This is a genomic window from Micromonospora sp. NPDC023633 (assembly GCF_040640035.1).
Lineage (GTDB): Bacteria > Actinomycetota > Actinomycetes > Mycobacteriales > Micromonosporaceae > Micromonospora.
The window spans coordinates 60,348-81,325 of sequence record NZ_JBFABB010000003.1 but is presented as its reverse complement, the minus strand read 5'-3'; the positions used below and the strand labels follow the sequence as shown (position 1 = coordinate 81,325).

18 protein-coding genes, 1 tRNA gene and 2 pseudogenes are annotated in these 20,978 nt (G+C 73.7%); 9 read left to right on the top strand and 12 right to left on the bottom strand.

From position 1 onward, the window contains the following. Positions 1-51 precede the first annotated feature (51 nt). The 5 genes from AB0G13_RS01730 to AB0G13_RS01710 all read right to left on the bottom strand — a co-directional run bounded on the left by AB0G13_RS01730 (position 52) and on the right by AB0G13_RS01710 (position 4,815). Complete coding sequence (locus AB0G13_RS01730; RefSeq protein ID WP_357867323.1) at positions 52-765, bottom strand: response regulator transcription factor; 714 nt, start codon at positions 763-765, stop codon at positions 52-54. Then, the gene (locus AB0G13_RS01725; RefSeq protein ID WP_357867495.1) at positions 738-1,877 is read right to left on the bottom strand and encodes a hypothetical protein; all 1,140 of its coding nucleotides are present in this window, start codon (positions 1,875-1,877) and stop codon (positions 738-740) included. The genes AB0G13_RS01730 and AB0G13_RS01725 overlap by 28 nt, the downstream gene beginning before the upstream one ends. A 25-nt stretch (positions 1,878-1,902) precedes the next feature. Continuing rightward, positions 1,903-3,081 (bottom strand): ATP-binding protein, encoded by a 1,179-nt coding sequence (locus tag AB0G13_RS01720; protein WP_357867492.1) that lies wholly within the window; start codon positions 3,079-3,081, stop codon positions 1,903-1,905. Between the two features lie 197 nt (positions 3,082-3,278). Then, positions 3,279-4,172: a septum formation family protein gene (locus tag AB0G13_RS01715; RefSeq protein WP_357867320.1), complete on the bottom strand. Its 894-nt coding sequence runs from the start codon at positions 4,170-4,172 to the stop codon at positions 3,279-3,281. An 85-nt stretch (positions 4,173-4,257) separates the two neighbouring features. After that, the gene (locus AB0G13_RS01710) at positions 4,258-4,815 is read right to left on the bottom strand and encodes a DinB family protein (RefSeq protein ID WP_357867317.1); all 558 of its coding nucleotides are present in this window, start codon (positions 4,813-4,815) and stop codon (positions 4,258-4,260) included. A gap of 95 nt (positions 4,816-4,910) precedes the next feature. On the opposite strand from AB0G13_RS01710, the gene AB0G13_RS01705 reads away from it, so the two are divergent. From AB0G13_RS01705 to AB0G13_RS01695, 3 genes are all read left to right on the top strand, one after another. After that, positions 4,911-5,507, top strand: coding sequence for a hypothetical protein (locus AB0G13_RS01705; protein ID WP_357867314.1), 597 nt, complete (start codon positions 4,911-4,913; stop codon positions 5,505-5,507). Positions 5,508-5,582: 75 nt separating this feature from the next. Then, on the top strand, positions 5,583-6,128 hold the full coding sequence (locus tag AB0G13_RS01700) for a hypothetical protein (protein WP_357867311.1): 546 nt from the start codon (positions 5,583-5,585) through the stop codon (positions 6,126-6,128). A gap of 499 nt (positions 6,129-6,627) precedes the next feature. Beyond that, complete coding sequence (locus AB0G13_RS01695) at positions 6,628-7,497, top strand: hypothetical protein (RefSeq protein WP_357867308.1); 870 nt, start codon at positions 6,628-6,630, stop codon at positions 7,495-7,497. A 587-nt stretch (positions 7,498-8,084) separates the two neighbouring features. Here AB0G13_RS01695 and AB0G13_RS01690 read toward each other — a convergent pair. Further along, a pseudogene (locus tag AB0G13_RS01690) lies at positions 8,085-8,711 on the bottom strand (DnaB-like helicase N-terminal domain-containing protein); the annotation flags it as partial. 36 nt (positions 8,712-8,747) lie between these two features. Continuing rightward, positions 8,748-8,963: pseudogene (locus AB0G13_RS01685) on the bottom strand (hypothetical protein); the annotation flags it as partial. A 432-nt stretch (positions 8,964-9,395) separates the two neighbouring features. On the opposite strand from AB0G13_RS01685, the gene AB0G13_RS01680 reads away from it, so the two are divergent. Next, positions 9,396-10,427, top strand: coding sequence for a hypothetical protein (locus tag AB0G13_RS01680; RefSeq protein WP_357867305.1), 1,032 nt, complete (start codon positions 9,396-9,398; stop codon positions 10,425-10,427). A gap of 277 nt (positions 10,428-10,704) precedes the next feature. Here the strand turns inward: AB0G13_RS01680 and AB0G13_RS01675 are convergent, their stop codons facing one another. Together AB0G13_RS01675 and AB0G13_RS01670 are read right to left on the bottom strand one after the other, a co-directional pair. Further along, the gene (locus AB0G13_RS01675) at positions 10,705-12,192 is read right to left on the bottom strand and encodes a tyrosine-type recombinase/integrase (RefSeq protein WP_357867303.1); all 1,488 of its coding nucleotides are present in this window, start codon (positions 12,190-12,192) and stop codon (positions 10,705-10,707) included. A 69-nt stretch (positions 12,193-12,261) separates the two neighbouring features. Then, positions 12,262-12,334 (bottom strand) — tRNA-Arg (locus tag AB0G13_RS01670). A gap of 165 nt (positions 12,335-12,499) precedes the next feature. Here AB0G13_RS01670 and AB0G13_RS01665 point away from each other — a divergent pair. Continuing rightward, a complete protein-coding gene (locus tag AB0G13_RS01665) occupies positions 12,500-13,201 on the top strand; it encodes a hypothetical protein (RefSeq protein WP_357867301.1) in 702 nt (233 codons plus the stop codon). Positions 13,202-13,236: 35 nt separating this feature from the next. Here the strand turns inward: AB0G13_RS01665 and AB0G13_RS01660 are convergent, their stop codons facing one another. Together AB0G13_RS01660 and AB0G13_RS01655 are read right to left on the bottom strand one after the other, a co-directional pair. Further along, positions 13,237-14,274, bottom strand: coding sequence for an alpha/beta hydrolase (locus tag AB0G13_RS01660; RefSeq protein WP_357867298.1), 1,038 nt, complete (start codon positions 14,272-14,274; stop codon positions 13,237-13,239). Between the two features lie 98 nt (positions 14,275-14,372). Continuing rightward, complete coding sequence (locus tag AB0G13_RS01655) at positions 14,373-14,789, bottom strand: HPF/RaiA family ribosome-associated protein (protein WP_357867295.1); 417 nt, start codon at positions 14,787-14,789, stop codon at positions 14,373-14,375. A 363-nt stretch (positions 14,790-15,152) separates the two neighbouring features. On the opposite strand from AB0G13_RS01655, the gene ssb reads away from it, so the two are divergent. The 3 genes from ssb (at position 15,153) to AB0G13_RS01640 (ending at position 19,335) form a co-directional block, all read left to right on the top strand. Continuing rightward, the gene (gene ssb / locus AB0G13_RS01650; RefSeq protein ID WP_357867292.1) at positions 15,153-16,058 is read left to right on the top strand and encodes a single-stranded DNA-binding protein; all 906 of its coding nucleotides are present in this window, start codon (positions 15,153-15,155) and stop codon (positions 16,056-16,058) included. A gap of 620 nt (positions 16,059-16,678) precedes the next feature. Beyond that, a complete protein-coding gene (locus AB0G13_RS01645) occupies positions 16,679-17,797 on the top strand; it encodes a cobalamin biosynthesis protein (protein ID WP_357867489.1) in 1,119 nt (372 codons plus the stop codon). After that, complete coding sequence (locus AB0G13_RS01640) at positions 17,794-19,335, top strand: cobyric acid synthase (protein ID WP_357867289.1); 1,542 nt, start codon at positions 17,794-17,796, stop codon at positions 19,333-19,335. The genes AB0G13_RS01645 and AB0G13_RS01640 overlap by 4 nt, the downstream gene beginning before the upstream one ends. Positions 19,336-19,717: 382 nt before the next feature. Here AB0G13_RS01640 and AB0G13_RS01635 read toward each other — a convergent pair whose 3' ends face one another. After that, positions 19,718-20,119, bottom strand: a complete 402-nt coding sequence (locus AB0G13_RS01635; protein ID WP_357867486.1) for a rhodanese-like domain-containing protein — start codon at positions 20,117-20,119, stop codon at positions 19,718-19,720. 224 nt (positions 20,120-20,343) lie between these two features. Here AB0G13_RS01635 and AB0G13_RS01630 point away from each other — a divergent pair, with 224 nt between their 5' ends. Further along, positions 20,344-20,967 carry a hypothetical protein gene (locus tag AB0G13_RS01630; protein WP_357867483.1) on the top strand — a complete coding sequence of 208 codons (624 nt, stop codon included), beginning with the start codon at positions 20,344-20,346 and terminating at the stop codon, positions 20,965-20,967. The last annotated feature ends 11 nt before the right edge of the window (positions 20,968-20,978 follow it).

Here is a 20,978-nt window from a genome sequence, read left to right as displayed (position 1 = left end):
GGCATCTCATGACGAGCGTCGCCGACCCCCGGCCGGCTGTCATGACGCCCGTTAGGGGGTCGGCCGGTCGTAGGAAGCCTGTGACCGATAGATGCCGATCTCCTCCGGCCGGACTAGGCCGTCCTCGATCGCCCGGGCGAGCAGCGCCGCCTTGGTGGCGGCCGGGCGCCCCGCTCGGGTGTATTTGATCCGCGCCCGGTCGACGTACTGCTTCACGGTGTGCTCGCTGATCCGCATCCGACGGGCCACCGAAGCCTTCGACATCGACTGGAACCACAGCAGCAGCGCCTCGCGTTCCTTGTCGGACAGGGCGGGCCGGTCCGGGCGGGAGTCACCCACGATCGCCCCGGCGAGCGCCGGCGGCACGTACGGGCGGTCGCTGGCGGCGGCCAGCACGGTGGCCACGCAGTGCTCCCGCCCCTCGTGCTTGGCCAGGAACGCGACCGCCCCGGCGTCCAGGGCGGCGAGCATCGTCTGCGGGTCGGTGTGCTCCGAGTAGACCACCACCCGCCGACCGGCCGCGCTCAGCTCGGCGAGCTTGTCCAGGGCCATCCGCCCGTGCAGCCGCAGGTCGAGCAGTACCACGTCGGCGTCGGGGGCGACCCGCAGCACGGCGTCCGGGTCGTCGCCGGTCGCCAGCACCGTCAGCCGGGGCTCGGCGGCCAGCCAGCCGCGGACCCCCTCGATGACGACCGGGTGGTCGTCCACGATCGCCACGCCGACGGGTCGACCGCCGGTCACCCCCGCCACCGGGTCTGCGCCCATCTGATCTCCCCGTCCCGCTCGTAGAGGTACTCCACCCGCCCGTCGTCGCCCGGCGGTCCGGCGGTGTCGGGACCGGGCCGGTCGGGCGTGACCAGGCTGACCACCACCTCGTCGGGCCCGGCGACCACGGTCAGCCGGGCCCAGCCCCGGGCGTCGGCCAGGAGCGCGGTGAGCGGGTCGGCCAGCCGGCGGCGCACCTGCACCGGCAGGGGCGGCGGGTCGCCGATCGTCACCAGGTCGATCGGCAGCCCGTTGCGGTCAGCCAGGTCGGCGGCGGCCCGCAGCTCGTGCAGCAGCGGGTCGGGCACGTCGTCGGACTCGGCGATGAGCCTGCGCAGCCGGGCGGCGGCCAGCACCGCCCGCCGCTGCACGTCCGGGTCGGCCGGGTCCGCCCGGCCGTCGGCCAGCTCCGCGAGCACCTCTTCGGCGGCGCCGCTGACCAGCGTCAGGCGGGCGCGCCGTTCCCGCCGGGCCCGTTCGGCGGCGTCCCGTTCGGCCTCCGCCGCGTGGGCGGCCGCCGCCGCGCCGGCCCGCTGCCGGGCCAGCCGCGCGATCGCCGTGCTGCCCACGAAGACCCCCACCTGGAGCGTCGCGGTGGCGTAGACGTACATCGCGTACCGGGCCAGGTCGGCGGGGGCGGTCGCGCCGTGACCGAGCACCCCGGCCAGCGCGATCAGCGAGTGCGCGCCCAGCACGGCGAGCAGCCCGGCCGCCCGCCGCCCCCACAGCACCACCACGAAGAACCAGCCGAGGGTGCCCCACACCCAGTTCGCGGCGGTGAAGAGCTGCCGCTCGCCGGCCGCGGCGAAGACCACCGGGTCGACCACCAGCAGCAACGCGGCCAGCGGCCAGGCCGGCAGGGGAGCGCCGCGCAGCAGCCGGAGGCCGGCCAGCACCCCGACCGCCGCCACGAGCAGCCAGCCGGCCAGGACCACCGCCGGCGCGGCGAGTTCCGCCCGCGCGGCCAGTGCCGCGGGCAGCGCGATCGCCGCGTGCCAGGCCAGCGCGATGACCACCGCCACGATCCGTGCGCCCCCGTCGGAGGCGGCGGCCACGGCCGCCGCCGGGTCCGCCGGGAGCGGACCTCCGCCGGGCGTACGCGCTGCCGGCACCGCCCGCGCCGACGCGGTCGTCGTCTCAGTCGACACCGGACCACTCCAACCGGATCCGGGTGCCGGCGCCGGGCTGGGAGTCGATCTCGGCGCGCCCACCGACCGCGGACGTCCGGCCGCGTACGGACTCGCGCAGTCCGTACCGGTGCGCCGGGACGGCGGCCGGGTCGAAACCGGGACCGTCGTCGGCGACCTCGACCACGACGGTGCCGTCGACCCGGGCCAGCCGCAGCGCGGCGGTCGCGCCGGGCGCGTGCCGGGCCACGTTGGACAACGCCGCGTACGCGCTCTCGGCGAGCGCCTCCGCCACCGGCGCCGGCACCGCGCAGGGCGCCAGCTCGGTGGTGACCGGCAGCTCCGGCAACCGGGCGCGCACCGCCCGCAGCCGCTCGTCCAGCGGCACCCGCCCCCCGGCGGGAGTCGTCCGCGCGTCGGCCAGCGCGGTGAGGGTACGCAGGTCGGCGGCACACCGCTCGCGCAGCGCGGCGGACGGACCGGCGACCGCGCCGAGCCCGACCATCGTCAGCGTGGCCAGCACCGTGTCGTGCAGGTCCCGGTTCTGCCGCCGCTCCGCCTCGCGGGCGGTCCGGGCGACCAGCGCCTCCCGGGTGAGCCGCTGGTGCGCGACGAAGGCGCCGTCGGCCCGGTCGATCCGCCGCCGCATGATGGCGGTCATCAGCGCGGCACAGGCCGTCTGCACCAGCAGCGCCGCCGCGTGCGCGGCGGCCTCGTCGGGTTGACCGGCGGCGTGCGCGCCGGTCGCGTAGGCGACGGTCACCAGCAGCCCCGCCGGGACCGACCACCGGACCGCGCCGCTCAACTGCGCGTTGATCACCGTGGTGCTGGCCAGCACCGCGATCCAGCTCACCTCGCCGGGAAGCACCTCCGGGGCCACCAGCACCGGCATCGCCAGGCAGGCGGCGGTGGTCGCGGCCACGTCGCCGACCAGCAGCGCGCCGCCGATGCCGTGCCGCAGCGCGCGGACCGCGTACCAGACCGACCAGGCGGTCAGCGCCGCCACGGCCGGAACCAGCAGCGCCGGCTCGACGGGCGGGGTGCGCACCGACAGGGCGACCACCGCGCCGACCAGACCGCAGGTCAGCCGCAGCAGCGCCGGCGTCCGGGTGAAGATGAGGGCGAAGGCGCCGCCGGCCGGAGTGTCCAGCGTGGTCGGCGACGTGCTGGGGGCGGCATCGGCCGGCATCGGGGAAGCGGCGTCCTTCTGCGACAACGACCCGATCGGGTCCGCGCGGCGAGATCGACGCCGGAGAATAGCACGAGCACCCGCCCGTGATCACCCTCGGTGCATGCTGTGTCGCCGGTCCGTCAGCCCTTCCCGGTGCGGGTTTGAACCGCCGACAGATACAGTGACCTGCCCGAGCTGCCCCCGCGGACGCCCGGTCAGTTGATCGGCAGGGCCTTCGTTCCCCCGCCGGCGATCGACCGGGTCAGCTTCTTCCCGCTGGACCAGTACCAGCAGCGGACCCCGCGGTCGCCGCGCGCCCACGCCTCCTCGGACGGGAAGCGGTACGTGCTGCCCGTGCGGTAGCGGAGCATGCCGTCGACCGGCACCTTCGCGTAGCGGGCGATGACCGGCCGGCACTGCGCGTGGACGGCCTTCTCGTCCTTCATGGCGTCCTCGTAGGACACGTCCGGGGCGGTCCACACGCCCACGTACTCGTAGCGGTGGACCTTCGTGCACGCCACCGTCAGCAGGTGTCCCCACTCGTCTGCCTCGGCGCAGCCGTACCGCAGCGGGGTGGCCGCCTTCAGCACGCCCCGCAGGCTGCCCGCCCGGTTGACAGGCCGGTCGTTGTCGCCGTTGGCGCCGCTCACCGCGTCGAGCTCGAACAGGTCGCACCGGTACCACCTGCTGCCGCCCGTCCAGCCGGCCGGCGACGTGGGCGCCACCTGCACCGACAGGCGGGCGTCGCGCCAGTCGCCGCCGACGAACTCCTTGGCCTTGGCGTCGCACTCGGCGAACGCGCCCCGCATCGCCGCCGACCCGACGCGGGGAGGGATCGGGCGGGCGGCGAGGTCGCCGGTGAACGTGCCGATGTGGAACGTCTCGACCAGGTGCGCCTTCGCGCAGTCGACCGGCTGGTGGCTGGTGAGGTAGGCGGACGGCTCGGCGACCACGTGGCACTCGCCGGCCTGCGGCGCGAACTGGCGGGCCTCGGCCACCGGCCGCCAGTCGTCGGTCAGGTCCCCGTCCGTGCCGGCCGGCGTGCCGCACCCGCTCACCGCCGCCGCGACCAGCGCAGCCGAAGCCGTGACGCCCAACCAGCGTCGCATGTGGTCCTCCCCGTGCCCCCGTGACAACCGGCGCAGCATATGGCACCCGGGGCCGGCCCGGGTGCCCCGCGGTCGCCCGCCGGGGTCAGCCGAGTCGCAGGTGCAGGTCGCGCAGCAGCGCGATCTCGGCGAGGTGGTGGATGGCCTCCCGGTTGATGTGCAGGACGAGCGTCGCCAGCGACCGGTCCGCGTAGGGCCCCTCCGCCGGGCCGCACGGCCGGGCCAGGCCCTCGCGGCCCAGGCCGCGCACCCCGGCGACCCACCGGTCGTACGCCTCGTCGAGCTGCGCCAGCGCCGCGTCGGCGGTGCCGGCGTACGCGAAGGAGCCGTAGTCCACCGGGGGACCGCCGAAGTGGGCGGCGACGCGGGCGCCGAACACCCCCACGACGACGTGCCCGAGCCGCCAGGCGATCGTGGTGACGGGCGCGGGCTCGGGCTGCGGCGACGCGAACTCGATCAGGTGGTCGCCCTGCCCGAGCGCCATCGGGGCGGTGCTCCGCCCGCGCGGCCGGACGCCCCAGGCGTCGGGGACGGGCTCCCAGTGGTATTCGGCGTCGGTCAGCCCGTCGAGGCGCGGGCGGGCCTGCCCCCGCCAGTGCCAGTCGAGCTGTTCGAGCAGCTCACCGTTCCAGTCGACGTCCATGCCCCGACGCTACGCCCTGCCTCCGGCGTACCGCCGACATTGGACCGTGGTGCTACCTTCGCGCCATCGTCGCCGCACCGAGCCGGGAGCCGACCGTGCAGAAGAGGTACGTGGGCCTGCTCGCCGTCATCGCCGTGACGGCATGCCTCGCCGTGGTCGGCACCCTCGGCGGCTGGTACCTGGCCGACCGCACCGCATCCGGGCCGGTCGACCCCACCGCGTCCGGGCCGGTCGCCGCGAGCACTGGCGCTGCCACCACTGGCGGCCAGCCGGCGGGCTCTGCGGCCACCGGCTCGGGTCCGTCGTCGTCGCAGCCGGCAGCCCGGACCTACCCGCTCGACGAGCTGGTCTACAGCCGGGCGGGGCTGACCGTCACGCTCGTCAGCGCGGAGACCACCGGCGGCAAGCTGCGGCTGAACCTCACGTACCGCAACGACTCATCCGTCGCGTGGCCGGTGAGCTGCCCGACCGTCGAGGTCGACCGGACCTCCTCACGGATCGTCCTGTCGGACGGCCGGACCGTGCGTCCCGAGTCCACCTGGTGCACCACGACGCGACCCGACGAGTCCTTCAGCATCGCGCCCGGCAAGCGGGTGGAGAGCTGGGGCGTGTTCCCGGCGGTCCCGGAGGCCGGGTCGTCCTTCGAACTGAGCTGGTACGACTTCCCGACCCTCGACGTCCGGCTCCGCTGACCATCTGTGGTGCGCCCGGCAGGATGCGAACGCGCTGCCGGCCGACCGTTGACCGGCCTGGCAATACTGGCAGCCATGGCCATCGACTGGGGTGACGCTCCCGCCTGGTCCGCCCTTGGACTCTCCGCAGTCGGCACGATCATCCCCATCAGCTCCGCCAGATCCTCCAGGGCCTCGGCGCGGTCGGCCGAGATCTCCGCCCAGGCCGGAGTCCGGCAGGCTGCCGCAGCGGAAGAGCAGGTAGCTATCGCCCGGGAATCGTTGAGGCTGGCCGGCGGACAGTCAGCGTCGAGCCACGCCCCGACCGAGATCGAGGCGGTTCAGGAGGCGTTGGCTCAGGAGCCCCCATACGTTGCCTGGTGGATCGAGTTCAAGGGGCACTACCTCTATGCCCTGTGCAACATCGGCACCGCCACCGCCCGGAACGTCGAGATCGACGAGTCGCGGATCGGCCGAGGTTGTTCCTTCAAGGGTCAGTTGAAGACTCTTCAGATGGCCCCAGGCCAGGAGAGGCGGTTCAAGATCACCTATTGGTGGCCCTCGCAGAGGCCGCGCGAGCTGTGGGTCCGCTGGCAAGGGCATCCTGAGTGGAAGGCGATCCAGGTGCCGTTGAAGGGATGACCGTGGTCGACGGACCGCAGTCGGCACCGCCGTCACGTCGGCGGAAAACGTCAACCGCCCTTGCTGCGGGATGTTGAGACCTGAGCACCACCGGAAGGGGTTCGACCCAGCAGCTCGCGACGTGGGGCTCGACCAGTCGCCTCGCCTCCTCGGTGAGGAAGACGCCCAGGTTGTCCCGGCGTCGGCGGCCGTCCTGCTCGGTGACCCCCGTGAGCAGATGCACGCTGCGGTCAGGTCACCTTCCCCTGGTCAGCCTGTCCGTAGTGGTCGGCCCGCGTCGGGCCCGGAAGCTGTCTCGGCTGTACGACCACGCGTTCGGCTGTGCGGCAGCGAGCTACGAGGTCGATCGCCACTCGTCCGATGCTGGCAGGATGATCAAGTGCATCGGATCGCAGCGGAACGGATAGGTCGACTCCCAGATCTGCGGCTAGGCCATGATCTTGCGCCGCTGTCGCTTGGGCCGGTGGTCAGGTACCGCTTGCTCGACGGAGCAGTCAGCGTGCTGGACGAACAGTTGCAGCCCATCCGGCGGCTGGTCCTGGACGTGCCGCCGACAGCCAAGCTTCTCGCGGCAACTCCGGACCTGATGACCGTCGTCGTCACCGACACCCGTTCGGTCATCATCGTGACGGCAGGGCGGGCAGTCGCGGTCGATGTTGCGGCAGCGGATTCCGCAACGATGCTGCCGAACGGCCGTCTGCTCGTCACCGCGCCGAGACTCGAACGACTTGAATACCAGGGCCGCGAGTACGACGCCAAGGGCGAGCATCTGGTGTACCTGGTGGATCTGAGCTCGGTAGACATCCTTGACCAGGCCGTTCTTCTTGATGCGGTGGATGCCGGCGTGTCCGCCGTGCCACATCCGCACGACGGATCGGTGGTTCTGGACGCGGGTATGGGGCAGGACGGCACCTTGATCTATGTCGCTCAGGTGCTGGGCGACAGGGTCAAGGTGGAGCTTGTCGCCGAAGACGTGGTTGCGGCGAGCTTCGCACCGTCCGGAGATCGTCTCCTGCTCATGCCTCACCCCAGCTTCGACGACGAAATTTCCGTCCTGGAATGGCCGAGCCGGCGTATCTTCGCTCGGCTCCACGCCGATGATCTGGCAATCGAGAACTTCGCATTCGACCTGTACGGAAGTTTCCTCAGCGACCAGCGGGTCCTCGTGAAAACCTCCGAGCATGGGATGCTGCTGTGCTCCGGCGAGCTCAGCCCTCTAGCGTGGATCAGCCTGAATCCACCGTCAGAAGCCGGCGACGTTGAGGTGGAGACGACGCTGGGTGTCGCAGAGGATGTGTTCGCTGCTGACGTCTGGGACGGGAAGTCCTTCTCTGCGACCGTTTGGCGAATCCCGCCTTTCGACACCTGATGCGGCCTGACCGCAGGGGACGCGCGAGCCCTGCGCCACGGGTACATGCGACGGCCACGGAGAGCCATCTCCTTGCCGGGCAGTCGTAGACCGTCCAGCCTTGCCGGCCGGGGCGGCTGGTAGCCCTTGTGGTGCCCGGCAAGGTGATCTGCGGCTGATCGGGTCGGGGTTCGGGGGCAGAGCCCTGCGGCAAGCCCGTCGACCTGCTGCGATGGTGGTGCGCCCGGCAGGATTCGAACCTGCGGCCTTGGGATTAGAAGTGGCGTTAACCTCTTTGTCTCTGGTTTCGGCAGGCGCTCTAGCTGCAAAAACTTCTTCCCTGGTGTTCCTGCCTTTCCGTGGTGGCCTGCATTTCGCACCACGAATAGCTCCACGTGCTGATCGGGTTGACGGGGGCGGACGTATCGAGGCGTAGTAACGCTCTGTTAGTCGACCCTGTGAGGCTGGGTGGTGGTGCAGGGCCATCCCGCCTGCCACCGACCCGGGCAAGCCGAGCAGACCACCGCCCGGCCCGCCAGCGTCCGTATGTGCGTCAAGGTTCGCCTGACGTGGCGGGCCGGGCGGCGGCCCGCTCCCATGGAGGGCGGGTCGGCGCGGCCCCCGGCGGCGGTGGACAGGGCGGCCAGGGCGATGCAGCCGGCGAGGTCGACGGGGGTTTGGGTGAACTCGGCGACGGCGTAGACGTGCTCGGCGACCCATTCGGGCAGCACGTAGGCCGGGAACTCGGGGAGGTGCCGGCGGTCGCCGAGAGGGATCAGCGGTGCCCACTGGGTGCCGGTGGCGGCGTGGTCGAGCATCGCGCGGCCGGTGGCGAGAATGTCGGCAACGTCGGCGCCTTGGTCGACCTTTTCGGCGAAGTAGACGCCGAGGTTGGCGACCTGGCGGCGCCGGGCGTGGTCGGCGACGATGCGGGCGTAGTGGCCTGCGTTCGCGGTGGTGGGCACGGCGGCAATCAGCGTGTGGATGTACGGGGCGCCGCCGACCTTGGCGAGGTCGCCGGTTGCGGCGAGTCGGGCGGCCAGGGCGATCGGGTCGACGGGTTCGCCGGCGGCGTGCATCGCGCAGAGCGTTTCCCACAGTCGGCCGTGCGCGGGCCGGTGGAAGTCGGCCGGCGTGAGCGTCGCGGCGAGGTCGGCGACGACGGACGGGTTGAGCAGCGCAGCGCCGATCACGGCCTGCTCGGCGGCGTGGTCGTGTGCGGGCGGTCGGGTCACGATGACGTGCTCCTGTCGTGAGTCGGGGAGGGAAAGTCAGGCGGCGGCGCGGCCGGGGCGCGGCTGGCGAGTCGCGGCGGCGCGGGTCACCAGGTCGCGCAGGTCGGCGAGCAGGGTGCCGAGCTGGCGTCGGGCGGCCGGGTCGACGTCGGCCAGGGCGACGCGTACGCGGATCTCGGCGTGTTCGCGGCCGTCGCTGGCGCGGACGCGGACGAGAACGGCCCGTGCGTGGCCGGGCAGGTCGACCACAAGACCTTGAAGACCTCGGGGCTCCGCCCCGAACCCCGGCCCTCCTCAGAGATGCCGCCGCGGATCACCTCGCCGGGCACCACAAGGGCTACCAGCCTCCCCCCGGACGGGGCCAAGGCCGTTCGTCCGGTAGAGCGCTCCACCTTGTCCCCGTCCGGGGAGGCTCGACGGTCTGGCGACTGCCCGACGAGGAGAGAGGAGATCCGCCTCAGTGCAGTGCTATCCCGCTGCGGGTCGACGGCAGACAAGCCATCGACTCAGAAATTGGTCCATCATGTAACGATCATGGCCGGGTGGCCGCTTGATCCGGTGAAGCGAAAACTTGTCGCCCGCCTATGAGTGGCCCGAAACGGGTCGCCGGGCGTCACGAGGACGACGACCGAAGGGAGACCGCGCGTGCGGTTTCGCACAGTGACCGGTTCAGTGCTGGCATCGATGATCGCCATGGCAGGGGCGCTCGCCGTGGCGGGTCCCGCCTCAGCCGCGGGGATCACCGGGGACACGGCCACCCCGCTTCCGCTGTCCTCGTATGCCGACATGCAGGTGAACGCGGCGCACAACGAGGTGTACCTCGCCGGCGGTGACCGGATCGTCGTGACCGACCAGAACGGCACCGTCCTGCGGATCATCGACGGACAGACCCGCGTCTCGGGGCTCGCCCTCAGCGCGGACGGCACCCGCCTCTACGCCGCGCTCAATGGCGCGAACGCGATCGCCGTCCACGACCTCAAGAAGCGGCGGGAACTCAAGCGGTACGACACTGGCGCCGCCTGCCCGGGCGACCTGGCGCTCGCCGTCGGCAAGCTCTGGTTCAGCGCCGGCTGCTCGCAGAACTTCGGCGGCAGCGTCAGCGCCCTGGACCCGACCACCGGAGTGATCACCACTCACGTGACCTCGCTGCCGACTGTCCAGGGCGTGCCGCTGCTCGCGGTCTCCGAGCGGGAGGGCTGGGGCACCAGGCTCGTCGTCGCGGCCCGCGACCTCAGCATGACCCAGCTGAAGACGTACGACATCACCACCGGCTCACCGGATCCGATCTGCTGGGGGCCGGGCCCCTGCGCGATCGACGTGCCAAACATCGTGCAGGACATGGCGGTCACCGCAGACGGCGCGAACCTGGTGACCGCCGACGGCGCGCAGTACCACACCCTCAGGTCGGTCGTCGGCCTGTCGATCGAGCGCACCTACCCGAGCGGCGCCTACCCCACCGCCGTGGGCGTGGCCACCGCCGGTCAGCTCGCGCTCGGCTCGGATAGCCCCAACGCCGACGGCACCGACCTGTTCGGCTACGAGGTGACCGGCGACCAGCCGACCTGGATGTACGAGTTCGGGGTGCGGGAGACCGCCACCAACGACCTCGCGCCGCGCGGCCTGGCCTGGGGCGCCGCTGACACGCGGCTGTACGCGGTCGTGACCCACCACGACGGCACGTCCCCCGTGCTGCGCACCCTCGTCCCCGCACTGTGAGCGCACGCCGCACAGCGGCGATCTGACGCGGCCCGGCCGGGTGTGCACGCACCCGGCCGGGCCCGCGCACTCACGATCCCCACGGATCGTCCCGGTACAGCCTTCAAGATCTTCTTCTAGCCCCAAGGCCACTCCTGGTGCTGGCAGTCCGCATTCAGTCCCCAAGAGGGCGACGGACGGCAGGGGAGCGGTGTGAGATGTCGAGAGCCGTTTCCGCTGCTAGACCCCGGTCTACGCAGGTGGTCGGGGTAGGCAACTTGATCTCGTAATGCGGGTGTCACCGTTGCAGATGAGAGTGTGTGCCGATTGCCCGGCGACCTCGGACAACATTCACCAAGCCCTCGGCAGTCAGCAGCGCCACGGCGCGGTGAGCGGTTCCGATCGAAACACCATGCGTTGAAGCCAGCTCAGCAACTGCCGGGAGCTGGTCGCCGGGCCGTAGCCGACCGGCCGTGATCTGCTCGCGCACCTCGGCGGCGATCCTCTGATACGGACTGCTTGCCACCGTGCGCTGCGTCGGCGCGACCGGGCGCGGTGGCATCCGAGCGGCCAGCGTCCCGGCCGCACGCTGGTCCGACTCCGATAGCCAGGCTGCGTAGACCCTGAGCGTGGTTGTTCCGCCGCCACCATGACCAAGCTGGCCGGCGACCGTCCGTACGTCGACACCCGCGTTGATCAGCTCAGTCGCCGAGTAGTGGCGCAGGGCGTGGATGTGGCTGCTGATGCCGAGCCGGGTGGCGAGCCGGCCATACCGCTGGGTGATGGTGTCGGGCCGGTAGCCACGGCTGTTGTCTGGTTCGGGGGAGAAGACGTAATCAGCGGCGTCGGCCTCGGCGTCGAGCTGCGCCAGGCGGTCGAGGTACCGGCCGTGTAGCTCGCGCAGCACTTCGATCGTCTCCGGGTCGAGTGCCACCCGCCGCTGCTGGTGCGTCTTGGTGTCCTTCTCCCGCAGCTCGCCGTCCGCGTCCAGGTAGGAGCTGCGCCGCAGCGTCAGCACACCGGCGCCCAGGTCGAGATGCTGCCAGCGCAGCGCGCACAGCTCGCCGCGCCGGGCGCCGGTCGTCATGGCGAGCCAGACCAGCGCGCCCCAATCAGGGTCGCGCCACGCCTCGTTGACGATGCGCGCGGCGTCGGCCGGATTCGGCGGCTGCGGGTCGGGGTGTGGCGGCGCGGGTGGCTCGGCCTGTCCCGCAGGGTTGACGGCGATCCAGCGCCACCGGACGGCGCGACTGAGGGCGCCACTGAGGATCCAGTGGATTTGCCGCACTGACGACGGGCTGAGCGGCTTGCAGACGTGCGGCCGGCACTTCGCGGTGCAGGTGTGCTCGCCCTCCATGCGGTGCTTCACGTACGCCTTGCCGCCGCACCAGTCGCGGCAGCGGCGCAGGCTCGCGTAGAACGACTCCAACGTCTCGGCGTCGAGCCGGGTCAGCGCCAGTTTGCCGAGCACCGGCCGTACGTGCTTGTTCAGCTTGTTCTCGTAGCCCATGCGGGTGGTCGGCTCGATGTCGGCGACATCCAACCACTTGTCGAGCAGTTGGTTCAGCGTCGCTCGGGTGCGTGGGCTGCGCTTCTCGTCAACCTCGTTGAGGAAGCGGGTCCGTACCTTCTCCGCCTCTCGTTCGGCGGTCCGACCGGCCGGGACCGTCTCGGTGAGGTAGTGCCGCTTGCCAGTGAGCGGGTCGACACCTGCGTAGACCCTCACGCGGAGTGACCCGCTGGGGAGCTTCATGATCTCGCCACGTTGCCGCTTGACGCCTGCCACGGGCCCGGCAGTAGCTCGATGGCTCCACGAATAGCTCCACGGGAGTCGTTCGGCCGAGAGAAGTACCTGTGCGCCCGGCAGGATTCGAACCTGCGGCCTTGGGATTAGAAGTCCCCTGCTCTATCCGCTGAGCTACGGGCGCGCGCGTGCGTGTCGCGCGAGAAGGGTACCGCCGCCCACCGGGTGACCGGTGGATCGGGTGGTCGCGTGCCACGTCGCGGATCAGGGTCGCACGCGACCCCGGCGCCGGTCACGCGGGTTCCGGCGTCCGCGCGGCCAAGGGACCTTCGGGTCGTACCCTCGGCTGGTGCTGCTTGACCCGGACACCGAGAACGACGTCGCCTACGAGCTGTGCCAGCTCCTCGGCCGTGCGATCCTGCCCACCCGCCGGACCGACGCCGGGGCGGCGGACGGCGACCGGGGCGAGGGCACCGCGTTCCTCTTCACCTGGCAGGGGCGGGAACACCTGCTGACCGCCGACGCGCTCACCCACGCCGGGGCGGGGGAGATCGGGCTGCGGGCGAGCGTGACCGAACCGGCCGGGGTCGCCGCCGACGCCGTGGCCCTGTCCGACCTCGCCGACCGGTGGCGGCACCACGAGGAGCCCGGTGTCGCCGTGATGCCCACCACCGGGCTGCACGAGCACGCCGCCGGGGAGGGCTGGCGGTGGCGTACCCAGCAGGTGCCGGATGCGATCGCGGCCGACCGGGACGCGATCGCCCGGATCGGCGCGGAGCCCGGCTCGGCCGTCGTGCTCGCCCACGGCATCGGCGCGGGCGGCGCTCGGCCGCTGGAGGTGGCGATCGAGCGGGTGGCGCGCGTGGGCGGGGGCGTCCGGCTCATGGCGGAGCTGCCGACGGGCTACGTGGGGGCGCCGGTGTTCGGCGTGCAGGTCGGCGACGACGGCGAGGTGGGACTGCGGTGCCTGGGCCTGGTCCTGCCGGCCCGCGACGGCGGCCACCCGCTGGCCACCTTCGACCGCATCCGGGCGGCCGTTGACGGGGCGTGAGGCCGGCGGCGCGGCGCGCGGCCGGCGGTGGGCGCTCAGCCGCCCTGCGCGGGGGCGGTCGCCGGGTCGGCCTCGTCCGCCGGCTGCCGGCTCGCCGGTGGGCGCTCCCCGGCGCGGACCGTCGGCCCGGCGTCGAAGAACGCGTCGGCCCAGCGTCCGACCTCTGCGAAGACCTTCTCGCGTACGGCGGGGCCGGAGAGCGTGAGGTCGTGCATGCCGCCGTCGAAGCGCGCCACGGTGACGTGCCGGCCGAGGCGGGGCGCCCAGCGGACCATGTGCTCGACGTCTAGGACGGCGTCGGCGAGAGCGGCCGACTCGTGCCACTTCGTGCCCTTGAACGAGCGGGTCGAGCAGGCGAGCAGCACCGGCACCTGGATGTCCAGGCCGGCGCGGAGCTGCCGCTGGGCGGTGCGGACGGCGTTGAGCCAGCCGGCCCGGACGGGGAACCCGGCGAGCGGCTTCCAGGCCAGGTCGTAGGTCCACTCGCCGTGGTGCTCGGCGTGGAGGCTCTCGCTGTAGACCGTGCCCAGCCCGAACGGCAGCACCCGGCGCGGCGCCCGGCGACCCAGTTGGCCGACGGCGGCGGCGAGGGGGCGGCGCACCAGCCACGGGGCGTTGATGTCGAAGAAGGGGCTGTTCAGGAAGAGCCCGTCGATGATGCCGGCGTCGCGGCGGGCGTGCGCCCAGAGCGGCATGATCAGCCCGCCGGTGGAGTGGCCCATCGCGAGCAGCGTGTCGTGCCCGTCGTCCTCGCGGATGATCCTCGCGGCGGCGTCCAGCTCGGGGAAGTAGTCGCTGAGGTCGCGGCAGAAGTTCGGCGTCTGGTGCGGCCGCAGGCTGCGACCGTACTTGCGCAGGTCCAGGGCGTAGAAGTCCCAACCCCGCTCGGCGAAGAAGTCGCCGAGGTGGCTCTGGAAGAAGTAGTCGGTGAAGCCGTGCACGTAGAGCACGGCCCGCCCCGTCGGGCGGTCGGCCCGGCGACGGACGAGGGTGGCGACCACCGGCCCCTCGTCGTCGGTGCCCAGGTCGATCGTCTCCCGCTCGTACGGCGGGCCCAGCAGGTCCGGTTCCACGACCCCGACGGTACGCCGGGAAGCTACCGGGCGGTAGCTCTGGGCGCTGCCCGGCCCCGCCCGCCCGCACCCGGCGGACGGGGCCTCGGGCGCACGCGTCAGACGGTCTCCGCCTCGGCGCGGGCCGGGTCGGTGTCGGGCTCGAGCTCGGCGGCCGGCGGGGGTACGTCGCGCAGGTGCTTGTTGTGCCGCGGCTCCTGCTTGGTCTTCGCGTCGTTGAGTCGTCGCCGCAGGTCGTCCCGGACGTCGTTGAGCGCGGCGTGCAGGTCCTCCTCGGCCGAGGTGGTGACGATCTTCTGGCGGCCGGCGATCCAGCACTCCAGGGTGACCTTCTGACCCTTGGCCTCCCGGTCCTTGACCGACACCTCCAGCTCGGTGGCGTCGGCGTGGAACCCGGCCAGCCGGGAGTCGAGCGTGGCGAACTGCTCCGCGATCCAGTTCCGGTCGCCCTGGGAGAACCCCGCGCCGACCCGCAGGCACTCCGCCACGGTGGCCGGGTTGGCGACGGCGCTCATCGCCGCGCCTCGCCGGAGACGGTGGCGGCTGCGGTGCTGGTCATCTTCATGATCGCTGACCTCTCGTTCGTCGTGCTGTCGGCGGTGCGGTTGATCGAATCCATACCCCGCCGCGCTCCGTCCGGAACGTGACGTGTCGCCCCGTCCGTGGCGGCGGCCGGTCACACGATCATCGAGCCGAATCGCGCGGGCTCCCCAGGGCCGCCCGGCCCTAGCACACCGGGACCTTGATCAGGTTGTTGTCCACAGGCGGTCCGGTTGTCCACAGGTCGGCGCGCGGTGCTGGCGGCGCCCGGGCCGAGGGCCCAGGCTCGGCACCGAGTCGACTCGCGATGGCAAGCCCGATCTCCCCCTGGAGGGACGATGTTCGACACCTACGTCACGATCGTGGGCAACGTGCTGACCGCGCCAGAGTGGCGTCGCACCACCCAGAGCAACACCCTGGTGGCCAACTTCAAGGTCGCCTCGACCGCCCGCCGGCTCGACCGCGACAGCGGGCGCTGGGTCGACGGCAACAGCCTGCGTGTCCGGGTCAACTGCTGGCGCAAGCTCGCCGAGGGGGTGGCCGCCTCGGTGATGGTCGGGGACCCGGTGGTGGTCTGCGGCCGGCTCTACACCCGCGACTGGACGGACGACGCGGGCAACCACCGCTCGCTCTACGAGCTGGAGGCGGTCGCCGTCGGCCACGACCTGTCCCGGGGCCGCAGCCGGTTCCAGCGCAACCGGCCGACGATGACGACCAGCACGGTCGAGGACACCGAGGCCGAGCACCGGGTGCACGGTGAGGCGACCGAGCCGGTGCCGGACGAGGATGCCCCCGTCCTGCCGGACCGCCGACCGCTCGACGACGACTTCGAGCCCGACTTCGGCGCGTACCCCGCCGGCCGCGCCCTGCCGACCGACGCCGCCGTCGACGGCTCGCTCGACCCCTTCGACGACCCGGCGGACGGCCCCCATGACGAGGAGCCCGACGGCCCGGAGCTGGAGAACGGCCGAGAGCCGGGGGAGAGCCGAGGGTCGGGGGACGGCCGAGGGTCGGAGGAGGGCCGAGGGCCGGGCGGCCACGCGCCGGACACCGACGGCCCGTCGCCGGAGGCCGGCGGTCCGACGCCGGTGACCGGTCTTTCGCAGGACGCGCCGGGTGCTCGGGGTGACCGGCGCGACCTGGCGGCGGGAGAGCCGGGCCCGGCGTTCGAGGAGGTCGGGGCGGGCGTCTCCCCGACCGGCCGTGGCCGCCGGGGGCGGGGGCGGGCGCCGCAGCCTGCGTGAGTGGCCGCGTCCGGGCGACACGACGGGGCGGGGGCGGGTGCCGCAGCCTGCGTGAGTGGCCGCGTCCGGGCGACATGACGGGGGCGGGGCCGGGTGCCGCAGCCCGGGTGAGTGGCCGCGCCCGGGCGACACGACGGGGGCGGGGTGGCGCCGGCAGTGCCGTCGTCACCCCGCGTGTCGCTCGCGGCGCTCCGGTGGGCGGTGCGTTGGCGGGTGGCGTTCCGGCGGGCGGCGCTTCGGGGCGCGGCGGTCAGGTCGCCCACCGGTACGGGCCACCAACGCTCACCCTTGGGCGCTGCCCGATCGCGGCTTCGGTCGCGCGGTGATCGTTTGCGGATCAGCCGGGCGTGGGCCGTCGTCTCGCCCGGGCCGACGTCAAATGATCACGGGCGTCGTGGGGCTGCGTGCCGGCGTCCGTCCGCCCCCGTCCGTGTGGTCGTTGATCCTTTCGGCCCGCCTGGCCGGCCGGGCGGGCGCGAGGCAGGGGGGCGGGCACGGTCCGGGGCGATCGGGGACGGCGACGGACAGGGCGCGGGTGGTCGGGTTCTCGGGTGGGGACGGGTGGGCGCTCGGCTAGGCTGGCCGGCCGGAGGTGGTGGCGGGTGCGACAGGCAACGCCGGTGGCGACTGCGGCGGGACTGGTCGCGGGGTACGCCCTCGACGCGCTCCTCGGCGACCCTCGCCGGTACCACCCCGTGGCCGGCTTCGGCCGCGCCGCCGGGGCACTGGAGCGGCGGCTGTACCGCCCGGAGCGACTTGCCGGAGCGGCGTTCACCGCGCTGGCGGTCGGCGCGCCGGTGCTGCTCGGGGTGGCCGCCACGGTCGCCACCCGACGTCGGCCGGTGGCCCGGGCGGCCCTGGTCGCCGCCGGTACCTGGACGGTGCTGGGTGGGCGCACCCTGCGGCACGAGGCCACCGTGATGGGGCGTGCGCTGCGCGCCGGCGACCTCCCGGCGGCCCGGCAGCGGCTCGGCCACCTCTGCGGCCGGGACCCGTCCGCGCTCGACGAGCCCGAGCTGGCCCGCGCCACCGTGGAGTCGGTCGCCGAGAACACCTCGGACGCGGTCGTCGCCCCGCTGCTGTGGGGCGCCGTCGCGGGGCTGCCCGGCCTGCTCGGGTACCGCGCGGCGAACACCCTCGACGCGATGGTGGGCCACCGCTCGCCGCGCTACGCCCGGTTCGGCACTCCCGCCGCCCGCCTCGACGACCTGCTCAACCTGGCGCCCGCGCGACTGACGGGCCTGCTCACCGTCGCGGTCGCGCCGATCGCGCACGGCGACCGGGAGCGGGCGTGGCGCGTGTGGCGCCGGGACCGCAATGACCACCCCAGCCCCAACGCCGGGCAGTGCGAGGCGGCGATGGCCGGCGCCCTCGGCGTACGGCTGGGCGGGCGCAACGTCTACTTCGGGCGCTCCGAGGTGCGCCCGTTCCTCGGCGACGGCCCCCGGCCCGAGGCGCGGCACCTCAAGCGGGCCGCCCGGATCTCGGGCGCGGTCGGGCTGGCCGCGCTCGGGCTGGCCGCCGCGTACCCGCTGACCCTCGGTCGGCTGGTGGGCGCCGTCGGCCGCCGGGCCGTGCACTGTGATGTCCTCGGGCAGCGCGTCCTCCGACAGCGTGTCCTCCCACAGCGCCTCCTCGGGCGGGGAGTCCTCGGGCGCGTCGGCGTCGGCCGGCCCGTCGTCGGTCGGCCCGTCGTCGGGAGCGTCGTGGCGTCAGCGGGGCGGGGGAGCCAGCGGTGAGCGGCGGCCTGCTGGTCGCCGGCACCACCTCCGATGCCGGCAAGAGCGTGCTCACCGCCGGCATCTGCCGCTGGCTGCACCGCCGGGGTGTGCAGGTGGCGCCGTTCAAGGCGCAGAACATGTCCAACAACTCCGCCGTCGTCGTCGGCCCGGACGGCCGGGGCGGCGAGATCGGGCGGGCGCAGGCGATGCAGGCCGCCGCCTGCGGGCTCGCCCCCGACCTGCGGTTCAACCCGGTGCTGCTCAAGCCGGGCAGTGACCTGGCCAGCCAGGTGGTGCTGCTCGGGAAGGCGGTCGACACGGTCACCGCGGGCAACTTCCGCGAGCTGCGTCCCCGGCTCGCCGAGACGGCGTACGCGGCGCTAGCCGAGTTGCGGGCCGCGTACGACGTCGTGATCTGTGAAGGCGCCGGTAGTCCGGCGGAGATCAACCTGCGCGCGGGCGACTACGTGAACATGGGCCTGGCCCGGCACGCCGGCCTGCCCACGATCGTGGTCGGCGACATCGACCGGGGTGGGGTCTTCGCCTCGATGTTCGGCACCGTCGCCCTGCTGGACCCGGCCGACCAGGCGCTGATCGCCGGCTTCGTGATCAACAAGTTCCGGGGCGACCTCGGGCTCCTCCGGCCGGGGCTGGACATGCTGCGCCAGGTCACGGGCCGGCCGACGTACGGGGTGCTGCCCTGGGCGCTCGACCTCTGGCTCGACGCCGAGGACTCGCTCGCCTACGGCCGGGTGCTCGGCCGACCGGCCGCCCCGCGCGGCACCGACTGGCTGGACGTGGCCGTGGTCCGGCTGCCCCGGATCAGCAACGCCACCGACGTCGAGGCGCTCGCCACCGAGCCGGGCGTACGGGTCCGGCTGACCGTCGAGCCGGCCGAACTGGCCGCCGCCGACCTGGTCGTACTGCCCGGCTCGAAGTCGACCGTGGCCGACCTGGCCTGGCTGCGGCAGACCGGCCTGGCCGACGCCGTCCTGGCCCACGCGGCGGCGGGCAGGCCGCTGCTCGGCATCTGCGGCGGCTTCCAGATGCTGGCCCGGGCGATCCATGACCCGGTGGAGAGCCGGCAGGGGAGCGTGCCGGGGCTGGGCCTGCTGCCGATCGAGGTCACCTTCGACCCGCGCAAGACCGTCCGCCAGTCGGCCGGCACCGCCGGCGACGTCCCGGTTCGCGGCTACGAGATCCACCACGGGTACGTCTCACACGCCGACCCGGCGCTGACCCCCCTGCTGACCTGCGCGGACGGCAGCGGCGAGGGTGCGGTCGTCGGTGCCGTGCACGGCACCCACTGGCACGGCGCCTTCGAGTCCGACGCGTTCCGCCGCCGGTTCCTGACCGAGGTGGCCCGGCTCGCCGGCCGGACCGGCTTCATGGTGGCCCCCGACACCGTCTTCGCCGCCGCCCGCGAGCGCTCCCTGGACCTGCTCGGCGACCTGGTCGAGGAGCACCTCGACACCGACGCCCTCTGGCGCCTCATCGAGTCCGGCCCGCCCGCCGGCCTCCCCTTCATCCCACCCGGCGCCCCACCCCGCCCCTGAAACCCATCCACCCGCGCCGCCGCACCTGGTGGCCCCGGCGCCCCGGTGCCCTCGCACCCCGGCACCGCCAGCGCCCCTGCGCCCCCGCACGGCCGGCGCACCCGTGCCCTCGCACCCCCGCACCGCTGGTGCACCCGCGCCCTCGGCGCCCCCGCGCCCCCGCGCCCCCGCGCCCCTGCGCTCGCTCCACACCGCCGCACCGCTCCCTCCCCCCGCTCGCGAGTTGATCAAGAAGTTTGCGTCCGATGGAGCCGCGAATCATGACGCAAACCTCTTGATCACCGGTGTTCGGCGGGTGAGGCACGCGCCCTGGGGTTGGTGTGGCGGCTAGCTGCACGGGGCCTCGGCGGGGGCGCGACCCGGGCGGGGACTGGGGTCGGGGTCAGTGGCGGATGTCGGCGGGGCGGTCGGACATGGGCAGCCCCGCCTCGCGCCACGCCTGCACGCCACCGATCATGTCGGTCGCGTGGTGCAGCCCGAGCGCCCGCAGACTCGCGACCGCGAGGCTGGAGCTGTAGCCCTGGCGGCACACGACCACGATCCGCTGGTCGTACCCCGTGGCCTCGGGGATCCGCCACGCGCTGGCCGGGTCGAGTCGCCACTCCAGCACCGTCCGGTCGATCACGATGGCGCCGGGGAGGTCGCCCTGCTCCCGCCGCTGCACGTCGGTGCGGGTGTCGACCAGCAACGCCCCGGTACGGACCGCCTCGACGGTCTGGTGCGGGGTCAGCCGGCGTACCCCGGCGCGGGCCTGTTCCAGGAGGGCGTCAACGCCCGGACTCATCACGCTGTGGGACACCAGCAGATCATCCCGCCCCGTCCCGGGTACCGCCCGACGAACGCCTCGGCCCGCCCGACGACCGCTCGTTCGGGCGACCCCCGATCGGAGTGCCCGTGCGAGCCGCCGACGCCGGCCTCCCGTTGACGCCGGGCTTCCCGCCGACGCCGGGCTTCCCGCCGCCCGGCCCGCCCGGCGGCCGGGGATCCGGCCTGGTTACCGTCGGCCACGTGGCGGTGGCGGTGGTCGAGGCGTACGACCGGCTGGCCCGGCGGGTGCTCGCCAGCCCGGCGCGGTTGGGACGGACCCGGCTGGTGGCGGTGGACGGGCCGAGCGGCGCGGGCAAGAGCGTGTTCGCGGCGCGGCTCGCGGACGCCCTCGCCGCCCTGCCCGGCGGCGGCCCGCCGGCGGTGGTGCACACCGACGACCTGCTCGACGGCTGGGACGACCAGCTCACCTTCTGGCCCCGACTGGAGGAGTGGGTGCTCGGGCCGCTGCGCGCCGGTCGGCCGGGGGCGTACCGCCGGTACAGCTGGGTGCGCCGGGCCTTCCTGCCGCGCCCGGTGCCGGTCCCGGTCGTGCCGGTGCTGCTCGTCGAGGGGGTGAGCGCGGCGCGGGCCGCTGCGGCCGCGGACCTGACCCTGGCCGTCTTCGTCACCGCCCCGGCGCCGCTGCGGCTGGCCCGGGCGCTCGAGCGCGACGGCCCCGGGATCCTGCCGGAACTGCGCCGCTGGCATCTCGGCGAGCGGGCGCACTTCGCCGCCGACGGCACGGAGGCGCGGGCGGACCTGGTGGTCGACGGCGCCCCGGGCCTGCCGCACGACGCCGACCGCTACTACGTGCGCCGGCGCTGAGCCCGTCGGGC

Excerpts from the sequence above, each read along its gene's own strand:
- AB0G13_RS01710 (WP_357867317.1), bottom strand. The coding sequence starts at position 4,815 with ATGGACGTCGACTGGAACGGTGAGCTGCTCGAACAGCTCGACTGGCAC.
- AB0G13_RS01700 (WP_357867311.1), top strand. The coding sequence starts at position 5,583 with ATGGCCATCGACTGGGGTGACGCTCCCGCCTGGTCCGCCCTTGGACTC.
- ssb (WP_357867292.1), top strand. The coding sequence starts at position 15,153 with ATGTTCGACACCTACGTCACGATCGTGGGCAACGTGCTGACCGCGCCA.
- AB0G13_RS01720 (WP_357867492.1), bottom strand. The coding sequence starts at position 3,081 with ATGCCGGCCGATGCCGCCCCCAGCACGTCGCCGACCACGCTGGACACT.
- AB0G13_RS01680 (WP_357867305.1), top strand. The coding sequence starts at position 9,396 with ATGATCGCCATGGCAGGGGCGCTCGCCGTGGCGGGTCCCGCCTCAGCC.
- AB0G13_RS01715 (WP_357867320.1), bottom strand. The coding sequence starts at position 4,172 with ATGCGACGCTGGTTGGGCGTCACGGCTTCGGCTGCGCTGGTCGCGGCG.
- AB0G13_RS01730 (WP_357867323.1), bottom strand. The coding sequence starts at position 765 with ATGGGCGCAGACCCGGTGGCGGGGGTGACCGGCGGTCGACCCGTCGGC.
- AB0G13_RS01655 (WP_357867295.1), bottom strand. The coding sequence starts at position 14,789 with ATGAGCGCCGTCGCCAACCCGGCCACCGTGGCGGAGTGCCTGCGGGTC.
- AB0G13_RS01635 (WP_357867486.1), bottom strand. The coding sequence starts at position 20,119 with ATGAGTCCGGGCGTTGACGCCCTCCTGGAACAGGCCCGCGCCGGGGTA.